Genomic DNA, 22,631 nt, shown 5'->3' on the forward strand with positions numbered 1-22,631 from the left:
AACGGCTGACGCCGAGCGGCGGGTGGTCTGGAGCCGCTGGAACACGCATGTGGCGCCCTGTTCGCCGTGCGGCCCGCGCCCGCGATGCCGGTACGGCCCCTCCACCGCGGCAACTGTCATGGCCGTGTTTCCATGGGCTGCTGCACCCGATTTGACGCGTGCTGAGACCGGCCCCATTGTGTTGCATCATTCGGCAGCCACACGGAGGTTGGACATGCGTCGACCCTGGCGGGCGGTACTCATCCCCGTTGCATTCGGAACACTCCTCAGCACGCAGGGATCTGCCCTCGCCAATCCGCTGGGAGGCGGCAGCCGGCAGGCCGCCGCGACCGTGGCGGGACAGGAGTTCGGGCAGTCCTCGTCCGGTGGGGAGAACCCGCCGACCGGGGTGCAACCGCAGGGTGGCGGCACTGGCTGGAACATCAAGTGGTGGGACGAGTTCAACGGCACCTCGGTCGACTGGGGCACCAAGTGGCGCGGTGACTCCAGCTCCCTCGCCGACAACGGCCGCGGCAACAAGGGCAACCAGCAGCTGGACTACAACCTCGATCGCAACTGCCAGGAAAAGGACGGCGCGGTCACCATCACCGCGAAGCGGGAGAACCACACCTCCCCGTCGGGCACGGACTACAGCTGGACGTCCTGCCTGCTCACCTCGACCGGCTCCAGCGGCTACACCTTCAAGCACGCCTTCATCGAGTCGCGCGCCAAGCTGACGTACAACGTCAAGGACGCGAGCGGCAAGCCCGTCTCCGACAAGCGCGGTTTCTGGCCCGCCTTTTGGACCTGGCAGGCGGACGGCGTGAACTCCTGGCAGGAGACCGATGTCTACGAGCAGTACAGCGACAACCCGCGCAAGCTCCACCTGACCTCGCACGCGGGCTCCGGCGGCGGCTGCCAGCCGACGCTGGGGTTCGACCCGGGGGAGGGCTTCCACACCTACGGTGCGGACATCTCGCCCAGTGGCACGAGGTTCTACATTGACGGCAAGCTGGTGTGCACCGTGGCGGGTACCCCCTCGGAGAACACGAACATCATCGAGGACCTGTACGTGTACTCCCGCCCCGGCTTGGAACCGAACCCGGCGACGGTCTCGGCGCAGAAGTCGGTCGACTACGTGCGCGTCTGGCAGAGGTAGGCGGGCCAGGGGAGCCAGGTGTGTCGGGGCAGGGCCGCCGCGGCCCTGCCCCGACACACGGGATCATCGGTCCTGGCCGAGCGACACATCTGTGCTCGTTGACGGCGCCGCCGAAGCTACGGCCCGGTGGTGCCGGTGGAGTTTCCGGGGTGGCAGGTGACGGCCCAGGCGGCCTCGATCATCTGGAAGATCTCGTCCACCGCGGTCTGCGGGTCGGCCGCCTCACGGGCCAGCGAGTAGGCGTCGATCACGAACCTCGCGATCGCCCGGCAGGCCGTGGGGGTCCGCGAGAGGGCGGGATCGGCGGCGATGGCCGCTGCCAGCGACTCCGCATGACGCAGCCTCATCGAGTCCTCGTACTCCCGCAGGGCGGGGGATTCGTCGATCATGCGCCAGATCGGGGCGGCGCTGTCCGCCGTGCAATGGCGTACCAGGGCCTGGATCTCACGTCGTAGCGCGGGGATGAGCGGCTCGTGCGGTGCCCGGCCGGTGACCGCCTGCGTGAGGCGTTGCTCGAAGTCTTGGTCCTGCTCGAACACCAGGGCCTCTTTCGAGGCGAAGTGGGAGAAGACCGTGGTGACGGCGACATCGGCCTCGGCGGCCACGTCGCGGATGCCCACCGCGTCGTACCCGCGTTCCAGGAAGAGCTTCAGGGCGGTGTCGGCGATCTTCTGGCGGGTCGCGGCCTTCTTGCGCTCGCGTCGCCCGGACGGCACGGTCATGCCCTCACGCTATCAGAGCCAAAGAAATAACCGTTGCAAAAAACTAACCGTTAGCATTACGGTCGGTGGCATGAAGAGAGTGAGCTTCGCCGAGTTCGGCGGTCCGGAGGTTCTGCGATTCGTGGATGCCGAGGAGCCCCACGCGGGCCCCGGCCAGGTGCGCATCGCTGTGCGGGCGGCGGGGGTGAACCCCGTCGACTGGAGGATTCGTGAAGGCCAGATCCTCAAGGCGCATCCGATCGAGCTGCCCTCCGGAGTCGGGCTGGACGCCTCCGGCGTGGTGGACGAGGTCGGCGAGGGCGTCGAAGGGGTCGAGGTCGGCGACCACGTGTTCGGCGAAGGCTCGAGCACCTACGCCGAGTTCGCCGTGCTCTCGGCCTGGGCCCGTATGCCCGAGGGGCTGACGTTCGAAGAGGCGGCCGGATACCCCTCCGTGGTGGAGACCGCGCTGCGCATCCTCCGCCAGGTCGGTGTGCAGCCCGGGCAGACGCTGCTGGTCAGCGGGGCGTCCGGGGGAGTCGGGTCGGCGGTGCTGCAGATCGCCCGCGACCGCGGCATCACGGTGATCGGCACGGCCGGGGCCGCGAACCAGGACTATCTGCGCAGCCTGGGCGCCCTCGCCACGACATACGGCGAGGGCTGGGTCGAGCGGGTGCGGCGGCTCGGCCAGGTCGACGCGGCTCTCGATCTGGCCGGCTCGGGCGTGATCCGCGAACTCGTCGAGCTGACCGGGGACCCGCAGAAGGTGATCTCCATCGCCGATCTCGCCGCGCCGGAGTTCGGTGTCCGGTTCTCCGGCGTGGCAGGGAGCGTCCCGGAGGCGCTTGCCGAGGCCGTCGACCTTATCTCGCGGGGAAAGCTCCACATCCCGGTCGAGAAGTCGTACCCGCTCGCTGAGGCCGCCGCGGCGCACATCGACAGCCAGGCCGGTCACACGCGCGGGCGCCGGGTCCTGGTTGTTTGACAGCCGGCCGCGCGCCGTCCTCCCGTAGATATTGAGGACGGCGCCGGCCCGGTGAACACCGGGCCGCCGGGGCTTCGGCGGTCGCGGGCGGCGGTGTGCCTCCGGCCCGGTCCTCGGGGCGGGGCTGTGATCACAGACCGGGCAGGGTCGTCGCACCGGCCGAACGCCGATCTGGAGAACGACCCAGTCGCTCGGCATCTGTCGGCGGACAGGTTGCCGGCCGTGTCTGCCCATTCCGGTGTGCTCACCGGGCCAACGCGAGCAGTTCGTCGATCACCAATTCCTCACCACCGTCACCGAGGTGGGCGATGGCCGCAAATGGCGCGATCACCTGGCTCCAGGCGTGGAGCCGGTCGCCATCGAGCCCGCACGCCGCCGCCACGCGCGCGCAGCGGGTCTCGACGCCCTCCAGCCCGGCGCCGGTCAGGACGTAGTCCACAGCGTCGAAGCACGGATCACCGACACAGGCTTTCGGGTCGATGGCCATGAGACCGCGCTCCGCGCCGCCGTCGAGCACGTTGCCCAGGTGCAGGTCGCCGTGGAGCAGCACGGTCGTGGCTTGCGTGTCCAGCAGCCGCTCGCACCGCTGGATGGCCCTGTCCCACGCGGTGACGTCCATCCGCGCGCTGATCGCAGGCTCGGACAGCCGCCTGCCGACCCGGGCGAAGGCCTCCTCGCACCGCTCACGCAGCACACGCGTCGGCAGCGGAGGCGGAGCGACCCCGTGCAAGGCGGCGAGCAGATCCGACCACTGTTCCGGAAGGGAAGCAGCGGGCATGTCCTCCGCAGGTGTTCCGCTTTTCCACCGCTCGCTGTGAACGCGAGCCGACGAGCGAATCGGACCAGATCACGGGAGACAGCGATCGGCCAGGCCGGGGGGAAGCAAGGGATGACATCGGGGCTCTCCTCACAGGCGGCACGCACCGTCGGGAATCAGCCATCGAAAGGCTCCGTCGGCCGTCGTCCGGATGCGGATGAAGCAAATCCGAGCACGTACGGCTTCCCTCGCGCAAGGTTCCGTGTCCACTGCATTCATCGCCTGCTCATGCGCGGCTCCTGGGTGGGCGACGTGAGGGTGGGAGAAAATGCAGGTCGGGCGGGGCATATCGATGGCATGTGATGCAAGTCACTAGAGGAAGTCGGGTCAATCTCGACGCCGGCCTCTTGCCGGATCGAGATCGTGCGTGCTCGGATTAATTCCGTCAGTGGCGTTCCGGAGCACCGCGACTCAGGACGTCGGCGTCTGTCCGCATGGCTGGATCCATGCCCCCGCTCGCACTCTCGAGCCGTGCGATCGCCGTCTTTCCCCTTCCCATCGCTTAGGAGCGAGACATGCTCGACCTCACCTCCGTCGATCTCCTCGACGCGTTCACCCGGGAGCTGAAGCTCTGCAAGCTCCGGCCCGACGAACACGTCGTCGTCCTGTCCGAGCCGACCAGCCGCGGTGACTACGTGGCGGCCGCCTTCGGCGCGGCGAAGGCATGCGGCGCGCACGTCATCGCCGCCACCGTGCCCGGCGGCAACCCGTCGCCCGCGGACAGCACCCGTACCGGCGCCGGGCCCGGCCTGACCGCGGTGTTGAACGACTCCACCGCGCAGGAGCTGCTCAAGGCGGCCGACCTGGTCGTGGACCTCACGCGGGAGGGCTTCATCCACGCCCCCCTGCAGCAGGAGATCCTGCGGGCCGGCACCCGCATCCTCTTCGTCTGTGACGCCCCGGACGTCCTCATCCGCAACCTGCCCAGGGAGGAGGACAAGGCGGAGGTCCTCAAGGGCGTGGAACTGCTGAAGAACGCGTCCGTCCTGCGGGTGACCTCCGAGGCCGGTACCGACCTGACCGTGGAACTTCCCGGCTCCAAGCCGGAGTTCCAGGTCGGCTTCGCCGACGACCCGGGCCGCTGGGACCACTGGCCGAGCACCATGGTGCTGTGCTGGCCGCGGCTCTCCGACGGCCGGATCGTGCTGGCCGAGGGCGACATCCTGCTGCCGTTCAAGGAGTACGTGCGCCAGCCGGTCACCCTGGAGATCGCGGGCGGAAACATCGAGAAGGTGTCCGGAGGGGCCGAGGCGCAGCTGCTGAACACCTTCTTCGAGGACGCGAACGACCAATGGGCGCGCAGCCTGTCCCACATGGGCTGGGGCCTGATGCGGACCGCCGACTGGTTCGCCACCGCCCTGTACGGCAAGGAAGAGCTGATGGGCATGGACGCCCGGGCGTTCGCCGGCAACTTCCTGTGGTCCACCGGCCCGCACCCCGTGCTCGGCCGTGAGTCGTACGCGCATCTCGACATCGCCATGCGCGGCTGCACCGTCTCCGTCGACGACCAGGACGTCGTCACCGCGGGGCGACTCGTCGACTTCTGATACCGCCTGCCGCACCTGTACCTGGAGAACACACATGGCATCCACCCAATCGTTCGAAGCTGTCATCGTCGGAGGCGGACTCGGTGGGATGACCGCCGCGCTGTCGCTGCGGCAACGGGGCCTGAGGGTCACCGTGCTGGAGCAGGCGCCGCAGTTCGGCGAGATCGGCGCGGGCATCCAGACCGCGCCCAACGCGAGCCGGGTCCTGCTCGGGCTGGGTCTGCGCAAGCGGCTGGAGGCCATCCGCACCGAGCCCCAGGACCAGGTGCGGCGCCGGTGGAAGGACGGCAGCATCGTCGGGCTGACCCAGCTCGGCGACGTCTGCAAGCAGCGGTACAACGCGCCGTACTGGCACTACCACCGGGCCGACCTGCACCAGGTCCTCACGGACGCCTGCGTCGACCCGGCCGGACCGGGACCGGTCGTCGAACTGCGCACGGCGAGCCGGGTCACCGAACTGGACCGCGGCAACCCCCGCCGCCCGGCCGCGGTGACCGACGACGGGCGGCGCTTCGAAGCCGACGTACTGATCGGCGCCGACGGCATACGTTCCCGCGTCCGCGACCTCATGGGCCTGCCGGACACCCTGGAGTTCTCCGGGGAGATGGCCTTCCGGGCCCTGATCCCCGGCGACCTCATCGCCGCGGACCCGGCGACCCGTTTCCTGGTGGACCGCTTCCAGAGCACCATCTGGTACGGCCCCGGCCGGCACCTCGTCCACTACATGATCCGTGGCGGTGAGTACCTCAACGTCGTCGGCTGTGTCCCGTGCACCGACGAGGTGGCCGAGAAGTGGACCACCACCGCCACCGCCGACGATCTCGTCAACGCGTACTCCGACTGGGACGACCGTGTCGCGGCGATGCTGTCCAAGGCGAAGGACGACGTCCTGGCCTTCGCGCTCCACCACCGCCGCCGCGACCCGATCTGGGTGGACGGCCGGGTGGCCCTTCTGGGCGACGCCTGCCACGCCATGCTGCCCTACCAGGCACAGGGCGCCTCCCAGGCCATGGAGGACGCCGCCGTCCTCGCCGAGGAGCTGGGCCGGGTCGCCGCCGACGGCATCGAGGTCGCGCTTCGCCGGTACGTCGACCGGCGCGCCAAGCACGCGGGCATGGTTCAGGACGCGTCGTTGCAGAACAAGACCTTCTACCACTACCCGGACGGTCCTCAGCAGGAGGCCCGGGACGAGCTGCTCAGGCGTGGCTTCGACGGCGAGTCCGACGTGTCCTACGACTGGTTGTGGAGCGGCACACCACTCAACGACCCGGACCTGGGCGCGTACGAATACCGCTTCGCCCGCTGACCGGACCCCACGGGCGCCCTTGCCGGCTCCCCGCTCACCCGCTCTGCCGCCCCCTCCCCGCTCAACCACTCCTGCCCCCGCTCTCCGCTCCCCGCTCACCCGCTCTGCCGCCCCCTCCCCGCTCAACCGCTCCTGCCCCCCCGCTCTCCGCTCCCCGCTCACCCGCTCTCCATCCCCGGTGTCCGCCCCCGCGCGGGCGCGTCCCCCTCGCACACCCGTGGAGTGAACGTGAAAACAGGCGACCAGATTGTTCAGGACCTCCCATGGAGATGGGGAGTCCAGGGCAAGATCTTCATCATCGGCGGCCTCGGCTACCTGTTCGACGCCTACGACATCGCCCTCAACGGCTTCCTCATGCCGCCACTGGGTGGACACTTCCATCTCACACTCTCCGAGCGCGGCCTGGTGGCCACCGCCAACCTGGTCGGCATGGCCGTGGGCGCGGTGGCCTGGGGCGCCGTCGCGGACCGCATCGGCCGCAAGAAGGCGTTCAGCGTCACGCTGCTGATCTTCGCGCTGTTCTCGGTGCTCAGCGCCCTCTCACCGAGCTACTGGGTCTTCCTTCTCCTGCGCTTCGTGGCCGGTGTCGGGCTCGGCGGCTGTATCCCGGTCGACTACGCCCTGGTGGCCGAGTTCTCCCCGAAGAAGTACCGCGGGCGTGTCCTCACCGCGCTGGACGTGTGGTGGCCCATCGGCGTGACGCTGTGCGGCCTGGTGTCGACGGCGATGCTGACCCTCGACAACAACTGGCGATGGATGCTCACCACCATGAGCGTTCCCGCGCTGCTGTTGTTCTGGGTGCGCCGGGGTGTTCCCGAATCGCCGATCTTCCTCAGCAAGAAGGGCAGGGAGGCCGAGGCACGCATCGTCATCGACGATCTGGTGGCCCGTACCGGAGCGCCGGTCGAGCCGTACGTCATCCCCGCCCCGGTGGAGGACCGCAAGACGCGTGGGCCCCGGGCCGCACTCGAACAGCTGCGGGACGTCTGGAAGTTCAGCCCCCGCGTCACCTCCGCCGCCTGGCTGCTGTTCGCCACCGTCATGCTGGTGTACTACGCGGCGCTGAGCTGGATGCCGTCCATTCTCGAGGAACAGGGGCTCGGCGACCGGGTCGCGTTCATGAGCACCACGCTGATGAGCGGCGTCGGCATCCTCGCCGTTCTGGCGTCCACCGTGCTGGTGGACATGGTGGGCCGGAAGTGGCTCATCGGCGTCACGGCCCCACTCGCCTCTCTGGCGCTGGTGGTGTTCGCGGAGCTGCTGCACATGCCCACGGGGGCGGTGGTCGCCCTCGCCGTCTTCGGTTTCCTGATGCAGCTGACCATCCCCGCCATGTACGCCTACGTGTCCGAGCTGTACCCGACGGAGCTGCGGGCCAGCGGCTTCGGCTGGGCGTCCTCCTTCAGCCGGGTGCTGACCGGCTTCGCCCCGCTGCTGTTCGGTTCGGTGATGTGGCCACTGCTGGGGCTGCCGCTGACCTTCGCGGTGCTCGCGCTCGCCGTGGTGGGGTCCGTCGGCTGGATGGCGGTCGCCGCCCCCGAGACCAGGGGTCGGGCACTGGACGACAGCCCCGAGATCGTTCCGGGAACCCGCCGGGCCCCGGCACAGGCCCCCGGTCAGGCGGTGCTCTGAGGGTGCTCCCCGCCTGACCGGGCCCATCCCGCCCGCGAACTCCGTACGACAGGAGAGACATGAAGCCCGCTCCCTTCCGCTACCACCGGGCGCGCGATGTCGAGGGCGCCACAGCGCTCCTCGCCGAGCTGGGCGACGACGCCAAGGTCATCGCCGGCGGCCAGAGCCTGGTCGCGATGATGAACTTCCGGCTGGCCCGCCCCGCCCACCTGGTCGACATCGGCGGCCTGCGGGAACTCGACCACCTCGGCGTCGGCGCCGACGGCGAGCTGCGCATCGGGGCACTCACCACCCACCACACGGTGGAGATCGCCTCGCCGCACGAGCTGGGAGCGGGCTTCGACGTCATCCGTGACGCCATGGCGTGGATCGGCCATCTGCCCATCCGCACCCGCGGCACGGTCGGCGGCAGCATGGCCCACGGCGACGCCACCGCCGAGTGGTGCCTGCTCGCCGTACTGCTGGACGCCGAGTTCGTGGCCCGGGGCCCGCGCGGCCAACGCCGCATCCCGGCCCGGGAGTTCTTCTTCGGCTACTACACGACAGCCCTGGACCCGGACGAGATCCTGGTCGAGATCGTCTTCCCGCGTCCCGCGCCGCACGCGGCGCTCACCGAGTTCGCCGAGCGCCGCGGGGACTTCGCCATCGTGTCGGCCGCCGTCGATCTGGACACCGACGGCCGGACCGTCCACAGCGGCCGGGTCGCCCTCGGAGGTGTGGCCGCCATGCCGGTGCGGGTCCCCGAGGCCGAGGCGGTGCTGGCCGCGGGCGGTTCCTTCCGCGACTGCGCGGAAGCGGCGGCGGACGCGGTGGACCCGCCGGGCGACGCCAACGGCAGCGCCCACTACCGCAAACACCTCATCCGCACCCTGGTCGAACGCGCCTGCGAGGAGGCGATGTCCCGATGAAGTCCGTCACGGAGAACCAGCTGGTCGGCAGGTCGGTGGCGCGCCGCGAGGACCCCCGGCTGCTGACCGGACACGGCCGTTTCGTCGACGACATCGAGCTGCCCGGCATGCTGCACGCGCAGTTCGTCCGCAGCACCGTCGCCCACGGCCTGATCACCGCCGTCGACCTCACGGCGGTACGCCGGGTGCCGGGCGTCGTCGCGGCGTTCACCGCCGCCGATCTCGGGCTGGGCGACATCACCGCCCGACTCGACCGCCCGCCGGCCGAATTCGTGCCCACCGCCATGCCCGTCCTCGCCCGCGACCGGGTCCGCTACGTCGGCGAGCCCATCGCCGTCGTCGTCGCCCGGGACCCGTACGCAGCCGAGGACGGACTGGAAGCGGCCAGGGTGACATACGAGTCGCTCCCGCCCGTCACCTGCGAGGAGCAGGCCCTCGCTCCGGGCGCCGCCCTGGTGCACGAGGAGGCCGCACACAACACCTTGGTCGACGTCTCCCTGTTCGCCACCGAGGGCATCGACGGGATCTTCGAAAACGCCCCCTGTGTGGTCCGTGTCGAGGCGAGGACCGGACGGCAGAACGCGCTCCCGCTGGAGACCCGCGGCGCGGTGGCGCAGTGGGACGCCCGCGAGGAACAGCTCGTCGTGCACACCTGCACCCAGATCCCGCACCAGGTGCGCACCGTCGCCTCGCGCTGTCTGGGGCTCGACGAGCGCGCGGTGCGTGTGATCGTCCCCGACATGGGGGGCGGCTTCGGCCTCAAATGCGTGGTCGGCCGCGAGGAGATCGCCGCCGCGGCGGCCGCACTGCGGCTCCGCCGGCCCGTCAAGTGGATCGAGGACCGCAAGGACGCCCTGTCCGCGTCCTTCCTCGCCCGTGAACAGCACTACACCGCACGAGCGGCCTTCGACGCCGACGGCCGGATCCTCGGCCTCGACGCCGACGTGGTCTGCGACATGGGCGCCTACTCCTGCTACCCCTTCACCGCGGGCATCGAGCCGCTGATGGCCGCCGGCGAGATGCCCGGCGTCTACAAGGTCCCCGCCTATCGGGTGCGCGGCCGGGCCATCACCACCAACAAGGCGCCCACCGCCCCCTACCGGGGCGTGAGCCGCCCGCAGTACGTGATGGTCGTCGAACGGCTCATGGAACGCGCCGCACGCGAACTGAACATGGATCCGCTGGAGATCCGGCGGCGCAACCTCATCACCGACTTCCCGTACACCGGCGTCAACAACATCACCTACGACCCCGGCTCGTACCTGGAGTCCCTCGACCTGTGCGAGCAGGCGCTGAAGGAAGCGGGCTGGTACGTCCGGCAGGCCGCCGCCCGGGCCGAGGGGCGGCACATCGGGATCGGCTACAGCTGCTTCAGCGAACGCACCGGATACGGCTCGGCCGCCTTCGCCGCCCGCAAGATGCAGGTCGTGCCCGGCTTCGACCTCTCCGAGGTCCGGATGGACACCGGCGGCGCGGTCACCGTCACCACCGGCACCATGAGCCACGGGCAGAGCCATGAGACGACCATGGCGCAGATCGTGGCCGACGCGCTCGGCGTCGACATCGCCAAGGTCAAACTCCACCAGGGCGACACCGACCGCATCACCTACGGCTGGGGCACCTTCGCCAGCCGCTCGATCACGGTCGGCGGCAGCGCCGTACGCCGGGCGGCGGTCAAGCTCGGTGACAAACTCCGCGCCATCGCCGCCGCCGAGTGGGGTGTCCCCCCGGAGGAGACGGAACTGGCCCACGGCCGGGTCCGCCGCCGCGACGAACCCGGCACGGAGCTCACCTACGAGCACCTGGCCGACATCGCCTACCTCAAGTCGCATCTGCTGCCGGAGGACATCGAGCCCGGTCTCACCGCCACCGCCGCCTTCGACGTCACCACCGACGGCACCTTCTCCAACGCCACCCATGGAGTGGTCGTCGAACTGCACGAGGGCACCGGCCAGGTGGAGATCCTCGCGTACGTCTGCGTCGAGGACTGCGGCGTGGCGATCCACCCGCAGGTCGTGGAGGGCCAGTGCCGTGGCGGCATCGCCCAGGGCATCGCCGGAGCGCTCTTCGAGCAGATCACCTACGACGCGCAGGGCGAGCCGTCGGCCACCAGCTTCATGGACTACAAGGTGCCCACCGCCCACGAGATACCCGATGTCACCATCCACCACCTGGAAACCCCGTGTGCCTTCACCGAGACCGGCGCCAAGGGGGCCGGGGAGGGCGGCACCATCGGGGCCCCGGCCGCGGTGCTCAACGCCGTCAACGACGCACTGCGCGCCACCGGCGTCGAACTGGACACCACCCCCATCACACCGGAGACGGTCCACCGCGCCCTGACCTCCCCCGCACTGGAGCAGACCCGATGAACGACACCAGCGGCCTCGGCGACGACGCCCAGCTCATCACCCTCGACGTCAACGGAACGTCGTACGAAGTGATCACCGCACCGCGCCGCACCCTGGTGGACGTGCTCCGCCACGACCTGCGGCTGACCGGCACGCACGTCGGCTGCGAGCACGGCATCTGCGGAGCCTGCACCGTGCTCGTCGACGGGCTGCCTTCCAGGGCCTGCCTGATGTTCGCCGCGCAGGCGGAAGGGGCGCGGATCACCACCGTCGAGTCCCTCGCCGACGCGGACACCGGCGAACTCGGCGATCTGCAGCGGGCGTTCAGTGACCACCACGGTCTGCAGTGCGGCTTCTGCACCCCCGGCTTCCTCATGCTCGCCCAGGGCTTCCTCACCGAGCGGCCCGAGGCGAGCAAGGAGGAGATCCGGGAGGTCGTCGCCGCGAACCTGTGCCGGTGCACCGGCTACCAGACCATCGTCGAGGCGATCGACGCCTGCGCGATCGCCCGGCGGGCCCAGCGAGCCGCGGGCACCGAGGAGACATCATGCAACTGATCAACACCGTTCCCGTCAAAGCCGCGCCTGACGCGGTGTTCGCCCTGATCAGCGACGTCGAGCGAGTGGCGTCCTGTATGCCGGGCGCCGCTCTGGAGGGCCGTGACGGCGACGCCTGGCGCGGCTCGGTCAAGGTCAAGGTGGGCCCGATCACGGCCGCCTACGCCGGCAGTGTGCGCTTCCTGGAGGTGGACGCGGAGAAGCGTTACCTGCGGGTCCACGCCAGCGGGGCCGACACCCACGGCAGCGGCGACGCCGAGGCCGAGGTCCGCCTTGAGGTGCTCCCGGCCCCGGACGGCGCGCAGCTGAACCTCACCACGGATCTGGTGATCCGGGGCAAGATCGCCCAGTTCGGCAAGGGCGCCATCGCCACCGTGTCCGACCGGATCCTGCAGCAGTTCGCCCAGAACCTCGGGAATCTGCTGCTCAGCCAGGGCGGGGCGGCCGCTCCCACGACCGGCACCGCCACCGCCCCCGTCGCGGGCACTGCCGTGACCGCCGCCCCCGCGGCGGCGTCCGCCGAGCTCAACGGGTTGTCCCTGGTCGCCGTCCCGCTGCTGAAGAAGTACGGCCCGGTGATCGCCGCCTTCCTGTTCGGGCTCCTCCAGGGCCGGCTCCTGGGCAGGCGCCGATGAGCGGCGGACTCTACGGTGCGGGGACCGACCGCACCTACGAGAAGGCCGGCTTCGGCGCCCCGGTCCGGCGCGGCAGCCGTCCGGCGATCGTCGTGGTGGACCTGACCCGGGGCTTCACCGACGCGTCGTATCCCTCGGGCGCCGACCTGAGCGACGTCGTGGCGGCGACCACTTCTCTGATCGAGGCGGGGCGCCCGGCCGACGTGCCGGTGGTCTTCACCGCCATCGCCTACACCGAGGCCGAGGCGTCCGGCGACTCGATCGCCTGGCTGCGCAAGGCACCGGGGCTGCGCGGACTGGTCGAGGGCAGCGACGCGGTCGCCATCGACCCGAGGCTGCCCATGCGGCCCGGACATGACCTGCTGGTGGTGAAAAAGGGAGCCTCCGCCTTCCACGGCACCCATCTCGCCGCCGCGCTGACCGGACTCGGCTGCGACACCGTCGTGGTGTGCGGCGCCACCACCAGCGGCTGTGTCCGGGCCACCGCCGTCGACGCCGTCCAGTCGGGCTTCCCGGTGCTGGTCCCCAGCGCCTGCGTGGGCGACCGGGCCGACGGACCGGCGGCCGCGGCGCTGTTCGACATCCAGGCCAAGTACGGCGATGTCATCAGCCTCGACGACGCCGTCCGCTACATCGGCTCCGTGCCCGTCCCCCCGGCCGCCCGGCGCCCGCGTGCATGAGCCGACGCCCGCGTGCATGAGCCGACGCCCACATGTCTGAGAAGGAGAACCGTGTCCCAGCGATCGATCCCGCAGGCCGCGCTCGCGGACCTCGCCGACGTGCCCGCCACCAGCCGGTGGGTCCGCTCGGGCGGCCTGAGGCTGCACGCACTCGACTACGGCGGTGACCTGCCCCCGCTCGTCGTCCTCCCCGGCATCACCAGCCCCGCGGTCACCATGGACTTCGTCGCCCGCGAGCTGACCGATCTGGTCAGGCCCGTGGTGCTGGACGTACGTGGCCGGGGACTGTCGGACGAGGGCGACAGCTACGGTCTGGAGGAGTACGCCGAGGACACCGAAGCGCTCATCACCGGCCTCGGACTCGACCGGCCATTGCTCCTCGGCCACTCCATGGGGGCCCGGATCGCGGCCGTCGTCGCCGTGCGGGGCAAGGTGCCCCTGCGGGGCGCGGTGCTGGGCGATCCGCCGATGAGCGGCCCGGGCCGCGGACCGTACCCCACCAGCCGGGACGCCTTCCTGCGGCAACTGTCCGAGGCCCGGCGCGGCACGGATGCCGACGAGGTGGCCCGCTCCTGGCCCACCTGGCCCCGGCGCGAGCAGGAACTGCGGGCGCGCTGGCTGTCCAGCTGCGCCGAGGAGGCCATCGTGGCCACCCACCGGGGATTCGAGCACGAGGACTTCTTCGACTGGTGGCCGCGCGTACCCGACCCCGTGCACCTGCTGTACGGCGCGGACAGCCCCGTCGTCACCGAAGCCGGCGCGCGGGAGGCCGCCGCGAGCAACGCGTTGGCCTCGCTCCACCGGATTCCCGGCGCCGGACACATGATCTTCTGGGACGCTCCGGCGGTTGCCCTCGCGGCCCTGCGCACGACCCTGACCACCCTTCTCTCCCGGCCTCGCACCGGCGCCTGAGTCCCTTCACGCCCCTGACGGCGGGCCACGTCGGACGACGGACGCCCCACGCCCCACCGGAGGACCCATCCCATGACGGACCATCACATCGGCCTGATCGTGCCCAGCTCCAACCTGACGATGGAGACCGAACTGCCGCGGATGCTGAACGCCCGCGAGGCCATCCGGCCCGAGGACCGCTTCCTGTTCCACAGCAGCAGGATGCGGATGAAGCACGTCACCCCCGAGGAACTGCGCGGAATGAACGCGCAGACCGAGCGCGCCGCCCTCGAACTGGCCGACGCCCGCCCCGATGTCGTCGCCACCGCCTGCCTGGTCGCCATCATGGCCCAGGGGCCGGGCCACCACTGCGTGGCGGAGGCCGAGATCACCTCCGTGCTGCGCGCCGAGGGCGCCAAGGCTCCGGTGGTCTCCAGCGCCGGCGCCCTGCTCAGCGGCATGGGCGCGCTCGGCGCCAGGCGGGTCGCCATCATCACGCCGTACATGAAGGAACTGACGGCCACGGTCGTCGACTACATCGAGGACGCCGGCGTCGAGGTGGTCGACGCGCTCAGCCTCGAAGTGCCCGACAACCTGGCGGTCGCCCGACTCGACCCCGCCGATCTGCGCGACCACTGGCGCCGCCTCGATCTGCGCCGGGCCGACGCCCTGGTGCTGTCGGCCTGCGTCCAGATGCCCTCCCTCGCCTCCATCCAGCCGGTGGAGGACGAAGCCGGGCTGCCCGTGCTGTCGGCGGCCACGTCGACGGCGTTCCGCATCCTGACCGAGCTCGGTCTGCCTCCCGTCGTGCCGGACGCCGGAAGCCTGCTCAGCGGGCGGGTGACCAGCCCGGCCGCGAGCTGAGGGCACGGGTGGTCCCGGTGGCGCCGGGTGGCGGGAGGAGTGGCTCATGCGCGACGTGCTGGAACCGCTGATGTCCTGGTGGGCCGAGGGCAAGGCGTCGGCGTTGGCCACCGTGGTGGCCACGCGGGACTCCGCTCCCCGCCGACCAGGGGCTTCGATGCTGGTCGGGCCGGGTGCGGAGGCGATCGGCAGCGTCTCGGGCGGCTGCGTCGAAGGCGCCGTCTACGACCTGGGCCAGGAGGTGCTCGCCGGAGCCCGGCCGCTGCGCCGGCGGTACGGGGTGTCCGACGCCGATGCCTTCGCGGTGGGGCTGACCTGCGGCGGCACGCTCGACGTGTTCGTGGAGAGGGTCGACTCGACGACGTTCCCGCAGCTGGGGGAGGTGGTCGAGACGGTACGGGCGGGCAGGCCGGTCGCCGTGGCCACCGTGATCACCGGCCCCGCCGAGCGCCTCGGTCGCCGACTGATCGTCTGGCCGGACCGGGTGGCGGGCGGGACCGGCTCCGGCCGACTGGACGGCCTCCTGTGCCGGGACGCCCGCGGCCTGCTCGAGGCCGGCCGGACCGGTGTGCTGCGCTACGGCGCGGACGGGCACTGCCGCGGCCAGGCGAGCGAGGAGAGCGAGGCCGGCCTGGAGGTGTTCGTCGAATCGTTCGCGCCGCCGCCTCGGATGCTTGTCTTCGGCGCCGTCGACTTCGCGGACGCGGTGGCCCGGACGGGTTCGTTCCTGGGCTACCGGGTCACGGTGTGCGACGCCCGCCCCGTGTTCGCCACCGCCGCGCGGCTGCCCGGGGCGGACGAGATCGTGGTCGAGTGGCCGCACCGATACCTCCAGGCCGAGGCGGATGCCGGGCGGATCGACGGGCGCACCGTGATCTGCGTACTCACCCACGACCACAAATTCGACGTCCCCCTGCTGCGGGTCGCGCTGCGTCTGCCCGACGTCGGCTACATCGGCGCGATGGGCTCCCGGCGTACCCACGAGGACCGGTGGCACCGGCTGACCGAGGCGGGGCTGACCGAGGCCGAGCTGAAGCGGCTGTCCAGCCCGATCGGCCTGGACCTGGGCGCCAGAACCCCGGAGGAGACCGCCGTGTCCATCGCGGCCGAGATCATCGCTGTGAAGAGCGGCGGCAGCGGATTCCGGCTGGCCGACCGGTCCGGGCCGATCCACCTCGGCCCCGGCCTTTGATCGATCAAGCGCTCCCAGTACGTTGCATGTCCCCGGATGGAAGAATCGGACGGGGGGCCGACGGCTCACAGGGACGGAGAGTGCCGCTGTGGGGATTCACGAGGACCCCGACGTCACCCGGCAGCAATTCGACGTGGCCGACGCCGCACCGCTGCTCCTGGACGTCCACGGGGCCGTGACCAGCTGGACCCCCGACGCGGCACGCGTGCTCGGCTACCCGGCCTCCGAGGCCGTCGGCAAATCGGCGGTGGAACTGCTCACGCCCGAGGACGCGGCACACATACCCGAGCTGGCCGAGCGGTGCCGGACGAACGCCGGATGGATCGGCCTGCTGACGGCCCGGCACCGCGACGGGCATCCGGTCAGGCTGATGGTGCGGATCGTCCTGACCCCGGAGCCAGGCGGCCAGGATCGCTGGCTGGTGCTCCTCCAGGAACTCGGCCGGGCCCAGGGATGGGACATGAGCCGGGGAATCCTCGAACGCATGGTGTCGCAGTCCCAGGTGGGCATGGCGATCGTGGACACCGACCTGCGGTACGTGTGGTCGAACGCCGCCCTCGCCCGATTCGGCGGCGGCGCCCCGTACGAACGACTGGGCAAGCGGCTCGCCGATGTCCAGCCCGGACTCGACGCCGAGAACTACGAGGCCCGGATGCGCCGCGTGCTGAAGACCGGCGAACCCGTCATCGCCTTCGAAACCGTGGGCCGGGTACGGGCGGCCCCGCACCGGGAGACGGCGTACTCGCTGTCGTTCACCCGACTCGAGGACGACGACGGTCACCCCGTCGGAGTGTTCTACACGGTCGAGGACATCACCGAACGCCACCGCGCCCGGCGGCGGCTGGCCCTGCTCGACCAGGCGGGTCAGCGCATGGGACGCTCGCTCGATGTGCGGCGGACCGCGCAGGAACTGGCCGACGTGTCCGTTCCCGGGCTCGCCGACTTCGTCACCGTGGACCTGCTGGAGGCCGTGCTCCACGGGATGGAGCCCCCGTCCGGGCCGCTGGGCGAGCACGACCTCGCGTCCCTGCGCCGCTCCGGACACCAGTCCACCAAGGGCGGGGTCCCGGAAGCGGCCGTGGACATCGGTGCCCCGACCTCCTACGTGGCCGGCTCGCCACCCATCCGCTGCCTGACCGGCGGCGGCTCCTGTCGGGAAGAGCGGCTCGACCCGTCGGCCCGGCAGTGGGCCGAGGCACGCCCGCCCGAGCGGAGAGCCACATTCCGGGAGCACGGCCTGCACAGCGCGATGATCGTGCCGATCCGGGCGCGAGGCATCATACTGGGCGTCGCCACGTTCTTCCGGCGCGAGCGCCAGGAGGCCTTCTGCGCGGAAGACCTCAGCCTGGCGGAAGACCTCGTGGCCCGAGCCGCGGTCTGCATCGACAATGCCCGCCGCTACACCCGCGAGCGCGAGGCGGCCCTCGTCCTGCAACGCAACCTTCTCCCGCACCGGCTCCCGGACCAGGACGCGGTGACGGTGGCGGCCTGCTACCGGCCGGCCGACGAGCTCACCGGACTCGGGGGCGACTGGTACGACGTCATCCCGCTGTCCGGAGCGCGGGTCGCGCTGGTGGTCGGCGAGGTCCCCGGTCACGGCATCGACGCGGCCGCGTCGATGGGACAGCTGCGCACCGCCGTACGCACCCTCGCCGACCTGGATCTGTCACCGGAGGAGGTGCTCGCCCACCTGGACGACCTGGTCGCCCAGGCGGCACGGGAGGAGAGCACCGAAGCCGGCGCTCAGGCCGCGGGCGGCCGCCGGACCGTCGGAGCCCGCTGCCTGTACGCGGTCTACGACCCGGTCAATGGTCGAAGCGCCATGGCCAGTGCGGGACACCCGGCGCCGGCCCTCATCGACCCCGAGGGCGACGTCAGGTTCACCGAGCTGCCCATCGGGCCGCCCCTCGGCGTGGGCGGCCCGCCGTTCGAGGCGGTGGAACTCGACCTGCCGGAAGGCACCACGATCGCCCTGTACACCGATGGCCTCCTCACGGCCAACGGCGACAAGGGCACGGACCCCGGCACGGCGAGAGGGCATCTGCGCCGCCAGATGGAGCGCTTCGCCCCCTCACTCGACCGCAAGTGCCGCGCCGTGGTCGACGAACTGGTCCCCGGCCGCCCCGACGACGACGCGGCCCTGCTGATGGCACGCACCAGGCGCCTGGGCACCGAACGGGTCGCCGCGTGGGATCTGCCCACCGACCCGGCGGTCGTCGCCGAGGCCCGCAGAGCGAGCAGCCGGCAGCTCGCCGCCTGGGGGCTGGACGAGCTGGCCTTCACCACCGAGCTGGTGGTCAGCGAACTCGTCACCAACGCGATGCGGCATGCCATCGGTCCCATCCGGCTGCGCCTGATCCTGGAGCGGTCGCTGATCTGCGAGGTGTTCGACGGCAGGGCCACCGCTCCGCACCCGCGGCATCCGAAGACGACGGACGAGGGCGGCCGCGGCCTGCTCCTGATCTCTCAGTTCACCCAGCGGTGGGGCACGCGCTACCTGCCGGAGGGCAAGGTCATCTGGGCCGAGCAGCCCCTCCCGGAGCCTGCCGCGTGACCCGCTCCCGAACACTGTCCGCTGTCGCTCGGCGCAGGCCGCGCATGCTTAAGTAGGCCCCATGACCGACCAGACCCCGCCAGCCGAGACCACGCCGGAGATACCCGCTGCTCTGACCGCCGCGCCCGGCTATCAAGTCCGCCGTCTCTACCAGGCGTATCTCGCGGTGTGGGGACGCGAAGTGGATCCGGTGCTGACCGGACCCCAGTTCGCGGTACTGCAGGCGGTCGAGGCCAATCCGGGTCGGGACCAGCGGTCCATGGCCGCTGCCGTGTCCCTGGACACGTCCACCATGGCCGACGTGGCCCGCAGGCTGGAGACCCGCGGCCTGCTCGCCCGCCGCCCCGACGCCGCCGACGGCCGTCGCAAGCTGCTCTACCTCACCGACGCGGGCAGCGACGCCCTTCGTGAGGCCAACGACCGTGCCCGCATGCTCGACAAGATCCTCCTGGAGTCCTTCGGAGAGGCGGAGCGCGCACCGTTCATGGCCACGCTGCAGGCACTCGCCGATCACTGGGAGAGGCTGGCGGAGGGCTCCTGACCCCCGTCGAGCTCGTTGCCCGCGTGGATGAGGATTCTCAGCGCGGCATTCTCTTCGCGCGGGCTGTCCAGCGCACGGAAGAGGAGGACCGCCTTCCCGCTGACGGCGACGGCCTCGTCGAACCGGCGCAGTTCGACGAGGGCGAGGGCGCGGTTGGCGAGTGCCACAGCCTCTCCGTAACGATCCCCGGTTCCCTGGAAGATTTCGGCGGCCTTGGCTCCGGCGCGGTCCGCTTCCTCGAATCGGTTCATCATCAGCAGCGCCGCCGCGGTCTTCTCCACGGCTTCGGCCTCACCGTGGCGTTCGGAGATCTCCCGGTAGATGGCGGCGGCCTCGGCGTGGGCGGCGACGGCCTCCTCGAGCTGTCCCATCTCGCGGCGGGCCGTACCGACGTTGTTGTGGACATCGGCCTCCGACTTGCGGTCCCCCGTCTGCCGGAAGAGCTCAGCGGCCGTGTCGTGGGCCTCGATGGCCCGACCGAACTCTCCCGTCCTCCGCAGCGCGCAGCCGAGGTTGTTCAGGGCGATTCCCGCGCCGTGGGGATCGCTGGTCTCCTGGAGCAGTTCCGCGGCCAGGGTGTGCTCGATCACCGCCTCTCCGGCACGACCGTCCGCGGCAAGGGACATGCCGAGATTGGTACGAGCCAAGCCCTCGCCATGGCGGTCGTGGGTGTCACGGAAGGCCTCGACGCCCTGGGCGTGAGCCTCGATGGCCTCCTGCAGCCGGTGGGCCCGCATCAGACACAGCCCCATGCTGTTGCGGGCCACGGCTTCGCCGTGACGGTCGCCGACAGCGTGCAGGAGTTCGGCCGCCCGGGTGTGGGCGTCCAGGGCGTCGTCGATACGCCACTCCTGCAGGAGGGTGTTGCCGAGGTTGGTGAGCGCCGACGCCTCCCCGTGCTGGTCCGCATTGCGGCGGTAGATGCGCGCCGCGCGGCTGAAATCCTCCACAGCACGGTCGAATTCCCGCACCCCGGACAGCGACTTGCCACGGTTCATGAGGAGAACGGCGTCGTCGTGGTCGCCGGGGTCTCCTTTGACGCGCGTGACTTCGGCGAGGACAGCGAGCGCCTCGTCGAAGCTGCGCAGCTCGACCAGGACGGCTACGAGGTTGACGAGCGTACGGGCCCTGCCGTCGTCGTCATCGAGTTCGCCGAAGATCCGAGCGGCTGCCGTATACGCGCGAACGGCGTCCTCGAACCGGCGTGTCTCACACCAGTTGCCGGCCATGTTGCTGAGCGACTCGGCCATCCCGTGCGGGTCACCACGCTCTCGCTTGATGCCCAGGGCGAGGCTGTGCGCCTTGACGGCCTCGTCGAATCGCCGGGCCGCGGCCAGTGCCAGACCGTGGTTGTTCAGCGCCGCGGCCATGCCTTCGTCCGCGTCGTGCTGGTGGCACAGGCCCACCGCGGTGGTACTCGTACCGATCCAGTCATCGATGTGTCGCCGGCGGTCGAGGTACCGGGTCAGCGCGAAGGCCAGGTGGACGCTGACGTCAGGACGTCCCACGACATGGGCGGTCTGGACGGTGGCGACGAGGTTGGGACGCTCCGCGTCCAGCCACTCCAAGGCCGCGACGAGATCGGGAAAGCGTCCCGGCGCATGGCCGTCCGGCCCCAGGTGGGCGTCGGCCGCCTCCGTGGTGAGACGGTAATGCTCGAAGAGGCGGCCGAGGGCTTCCATCGGCCGGTCCTCCTCGGCCCGGGCACGGCCTTGCTCATGGGCGAACAGCCGGACCAGGTCGTGCAGGCGCCAACGTCCATAGGTGGCGCCGTGACCCACGAGATGGGCCCGGGCCAGATCGCCGAGGAGGTCCTGGACGTCATCGGGGTCTTCGTCGAGCAGGCGGGCCGCGGCCACGGTCGACATGTCAGGACCCTGGCCGAGGGACAGGAAGCGGAACAACCGCGCGTGCTCAGGAGACAGAGCCCGGTAGGAGAGCTCGAAGGCGGCCCGCACGGCCAGGTCGGCGCGACGGCTCAGGCGGTCCAGCCGACGACGCGTGTCCTCCAGCATCCGGGCGAGATCGGCCAAGGGCCGGGCAGGGGCTTCGGCGAGCAGCGCGGTGGCGACCCGCAGGGCGAGCGGCAGCCCGGCGCACAGCTCGCTGATCCTGAGGGCCTGAGCCGGTTCCGTGGCCACCCGCGCGTCCGCCGGGTCGGCTTGCCGAAGCACATTGCGGATGACCTCGACGCCGAGGTGGGGCTCGAGTATGTCGAGGTCGTACAAGCGCTCACCGAGGTGGAAGGTGAGGGTGTGCCGGGAGGTGAGCAGGACGGGAGTGGCACCGTCGGAGGGCAGCAGCGAGCGGACCTGTTCGCTGCTGGAGGCGTTGTCCAGGATGACGAGAACGCGCCGCCCCTGCTCGGCATAGCCCTTCAGGATGGTGCGGTAGAGCGCGCTGCGCCCCTGCCGGTCCGGGGGAAGGTGTTCGAGGGGAACGGCCAGACGGCGCAGTAACGCGTCCAAGGCGGCCTCAGGGGTCAGGCGGCGTTCTTCGTCATAGCCGAACAGGTCCAGGAACAGCACCCCGCCGGGAAACCAGCCGGGTTTCGCGAGTGCGCGGCAACCCACCTGCAGGGCCAGCTCGGACTTACCGACTCCGCCCAGACCCGCCAGCACAGTGATCGATCCGCCGGTTGGACCCGGCACATCGCGTGGGGCGGGAGCCAGCCTGGTGAGGATCTCCCGCAGCTGGTCGCCGCGGCCGGCGAAGGCGGGCGTGGCGGGAGGCAGGCCACCGGTCGCCGGGGTGACGACGGGCGGCAGATGCAGATGGACGGTGCGGCCCTGGACCACCGCGTTCAGGTAGATCCCGCCGTTGATCTGATTCACCATGGCCCCACCGGCCGGCGCCGGCGCTACTCCAGAGGTGCCCCCTCGGGCTCCTGGCCCGGGCCCTCCGTCGCCACCGCTGTCGGATTCCGCTGCCGGTTCCGTCTTGTTTCCCCCCATGCCCGGTTGAATACCCGGATAAGAGCACAGGAGAAACAACGGGCAGATGTTGCCAGCGGGGGAGGGGCACGGTACCGGGGCCTTGGCTCATGGGCAGTGGGGCTGCTGCCTGAGCCAGTGGGTGGCTGCGTCCAGGGCGCGGTCGCGGCTGGTGCCGATGTCCCTCGACTCGACGAGGAACTCCTCGTCCGGCGGGATCGGTCCGTCGTACGTGCGTCCGGTTCGGTCGGCATCCTTCATCTCGGTGAGCAGCAGCTTGGCACCGTCGGAGAGGCGGTGGGGGTTGTTGCCGGTCGGATTCCCCCAGGTCCTCGTCCCGAAGCTCCGGGTCGCGGGGCGGCCCCGAAAGGCCACGGTGACCGCTTCTCCGGCACTCGCGGT

Annotated in this window: 18 protein-coding genes and 1 pseudogene; 15 read left to right on the forward strand and 4 right to left on the reverse strand. The window is 70.9% G+C overall.

All coding sequences use genetic code 11. The features are described from left to right. The first annotated feature begins 214 nt into the window (after positions 1 to 214). A complete protein-coding gene (locus tag ABFY07_RS03200; RefSeq protein ID WP_346172945.1) occupies positions 215 to 1,138 on the forward strand; it encodes a glycoside hydrolase family 16 protein in 924 nt (307 codons plus the stop codon). A gap of 116 nt (positions 1,139 to 1,254) precedes the next feature. Here ABFY07_RS03200 and ABFY07_RS03205 read toward each other — a convergent pair whose 3' ends face one another. Then, entirely contained in the window at positions 1,255 to 1,860 is a 606-nt protein-coding gene (locus ABFY07_RS03205; protein ID WP_346172946.1) for a TetR/AcrR family transcriptional regulator, read from the reverse strand. Positions 1,861 to 1,930: 70 nt separating this feature from the next. Between ABFY07_RS03205 and ABFY07_RS03210 the strand changes: the two genes are divergently transcribed. Further along, on the forward strand, positions 1,931 to 2,824 hold the full coding sequence (locus tag ABFY07_RS03210) for an NADP-dependent oxidoreductase (RefSeq protein ID WP_346172947.1): 894 nt from the start codon (positions 1,931 to 1,933) through the stop codon (positions 2,822 to 2,824). Positions 2,825 to 3,068: 244 nt separating this feature from the next. Here the strand turns inward: ABFY07_RS03210 and ABFY07_RS03215 are convergent. Next, a pseudogene (locus ABFY07_RS03215) lies at positions 3,069 to 3,620 on the reverse strand (aminoglycoside phosphotransferase family protein); the annotation flags it as partial. 536 nt (positions 3,621 to 4,156) lie between these two features. Between ABFY07_RS03215 and ABFY07_RS03220 the strand changes: the two are divergent. The 13 genes from ABFY07_RS03220 (at position 4,157) to ABFY07_RS03280 (ending at position 19,296) form a co-directional block, all read left to right on the forward strand. Next, positions 4,157 to 5,188 carry a 2,5-dihydroxypyridine 5,6-dioxygenase NicX family protein gene (locus tag ABFY07_RS03220; RefSeq protein ID WP_065968151.1) on the forward strand — a complete coding sequence of 344 codons (1,032 nt, stop codon included), beginning with the start codon at positions 4,157 to 4,159 and terminating at the stop codon, positions 5,186 to 5,188. A 34-nt stretch (positions 5,189 to 5,222) separates the two neighbouring features. Beyond that, positions 5,223 to 6,494: an FAD-dependent monooxygenase gene (locus ABFY07_RS03225; protein ID WP_346172948.1), complete on the forward strand. Its 1,272-nt coding sequence runs from the start codon at positions 5,223 to 5,225 to the stop codon at positions 6,492 to 6,494. Positions 6,495 to 6,722: 228 nt separating this feature from the next. Further along, positions 6,723 to 8,126, forward strand: a complete 1,404-nt coding sequence (locus ABFY07_RS03230; RefSeq protein ID WP_346172949.1) for an MFS transporter — start codon at positions 6,723 to 6,725, stop codon at positions 8,124 to 8,126. A gap of 59 nt (positions 8,127 to 8,185) precedes the next feature. Continuing rightward, complete coding sequence (locus tag ABFY07_RS03235; protein ID WP_346172950.1) at positions 8,186 to 9,034, forward strand: FAD binding domain-containing protein; 849 nt, start codon at positions 8,186 to 8,188, stop codon at positions 9,032 to 9,034. Next, a complete protein-coding gene (locus ABFY07_RS03240; RefSeq protein WP_346172951.1) occupies positions 9,031 to 11,403 on the forward strand; it encodes a xanthine dehydrogenase family protein molybdopterin-binding subunit in 2,373 nt (790 codons plus the stop codon). The genes ABFY07_RS03235 and ABFY07_RS03240 overlap by 4 nt, the downstream gene beginning before the upstream one ends. Then, positions 11,400 to 11,939 carry a (2Fe-2S)-binding protein gene (locus ABFY07_RS03245; RefSeq protein WP_346172952.1) on the forward strand — a complete coding sequence of 180 codons (540 nt, stop codon included), beginning with the start codon at positions 11,400 to 11,402 and terminating at the stop codon, positions 11,937 to 11,939. The genes ABFY07_RS03240 and ABFY07_RS03245 overlap by 4 nt, the downstream gene beginning before the upstream one ends. Continuing rightward, positions 11,930 to 12,574, forward strand: a complete 645-nt coding sequence (locus ABFY07_RS03250) for an SRPBCC family protein (protein ID WP_346172953.1) — start codon at positions 11,930 to 11,932, stop codon at positions 12,572 to 12,574. The genes ABFY07_RS03245 and ABFY07_RS03250 overlap by 10 nt, the downstream gene beginning before the upstream one ends. Beyond that, a complete protein-coding gene (locus ABFY07_RS03255) occupies positions 12,571 to 13,254 on the forward strand; it encodes an isochorismatase family protein (protein ID WP_346172954.1) in 684 nt (227 codons plus the stop codon). Before ABFY07_RS03250 ends, ABFY07_RS03255 begins: the two co-directional genes overlap by 4 nt. Positions 13,255 to 13,305: 51 nt before the next feature. Continuing rightward, complete coding sequence (locus ABFY07_RS03260) at positions 13,306 to 14,166, forward strand: alpha/beta fold hydrolase (protein ID WP_346172955.1); 861 nt, start codon at positions 13,306 to 13,308, stop codon at positions 14,164 to 14,166. A gap of 72 nt (positions 14,167 to 14,238) precedes the next feature. After that, positions 14,239 to 15,009 (forward strand): maleate cis-trans isomerase family protein, encoded by a 771-nt coding sequence (locus tag ABFY07_RS03265; protein ID WP_346172956.1) that lies wholly within the window; start codon positions 14,239 to 14,241, stop codon positions 15,007 to 15,009. Between the two features lie 46 nt (positions 15,010 to 15,055). After that, the gene (locus ABFY07_RS03270; RefSeq protein ID WP_346172957.1) at positions 15,056 to 16,201 is read left to right on the forward strand and encodes an XdhC family protein; all 1,146 of its coding nucleotides are present in this window, start codon (positions 15,056 to 15,058) and stop codon (positions 16,199 to 16,201) included. Positions 16,202 to 16,289: 88 nt separating this feature from the next. Continuing rightward, positions 16,290 to 18,755, forward strand: coding sequence for a SpoIIE family protein phosphatase (locus tag ABFY07_RS03275; RefSeq protein ID WP_346172958.1), 2,466 nt, complete (start codon positions 16,290 to 16,292; stop codon positions 18,753 to 18,755). Between the two features lie 61 nt (positions 18,756 to 18,816). Next, positions 18,817 to 19,296, forward strand: coding sequence for a MarR family winged helix-turn-helix transcriptional regulator (locus ABFY07_RS03280; RefSeq protein WP_346172959.1), 480 nt, complete (start codon positions 18,817 to 18,819; stop codon positions 19,294 to 19,296). Here the strand turns inward: ABFY07_RS03280 and ABFY07_RS03285 are convergent. Continuing rightward, positions 19,266 to 22,133 (reverse strand): tetratricopeptide repeat protein, encoded by a 2,868-nt coding sequence (locus tag ABFY07_RS03285; protein WP_346172960.1) that lies wholly within the window; start codon positions 22,131 to 22,133, stop codon positions 19,266 to 19,268. The two genes, ABFY07_RS03280 and ABFY07_RS03285, sit on opposite strands and share 31 nt — an antisense overlap. Before the next feature lie 204 nt (positions 22,134 to 22,337). Beyond that, complete coding sequence (locus ABFY07_RS03290; RefSeq protein ID WP_428836847.1) at positions 22,338 to 22,604, reverse strand: hypothetical protein; 267 nt, start codon at positions 22,602 to 22,604, stop codon at positions 22,338 to 22,340. Positions 22,605 to 22,631 lie beyond the last annotated feature (27 nt).

Source organism: Streptomyces sparsogenes subsp. cuspidosporus (assembly GCF_039532705.1).
Classification (GTDB): domain Bacteria; phylum Actinomycetota; class Actinomycetes; order Streptomycetales; family Streptomycetaceae; genus Streptomyces; species Streptomyces sparsogenes.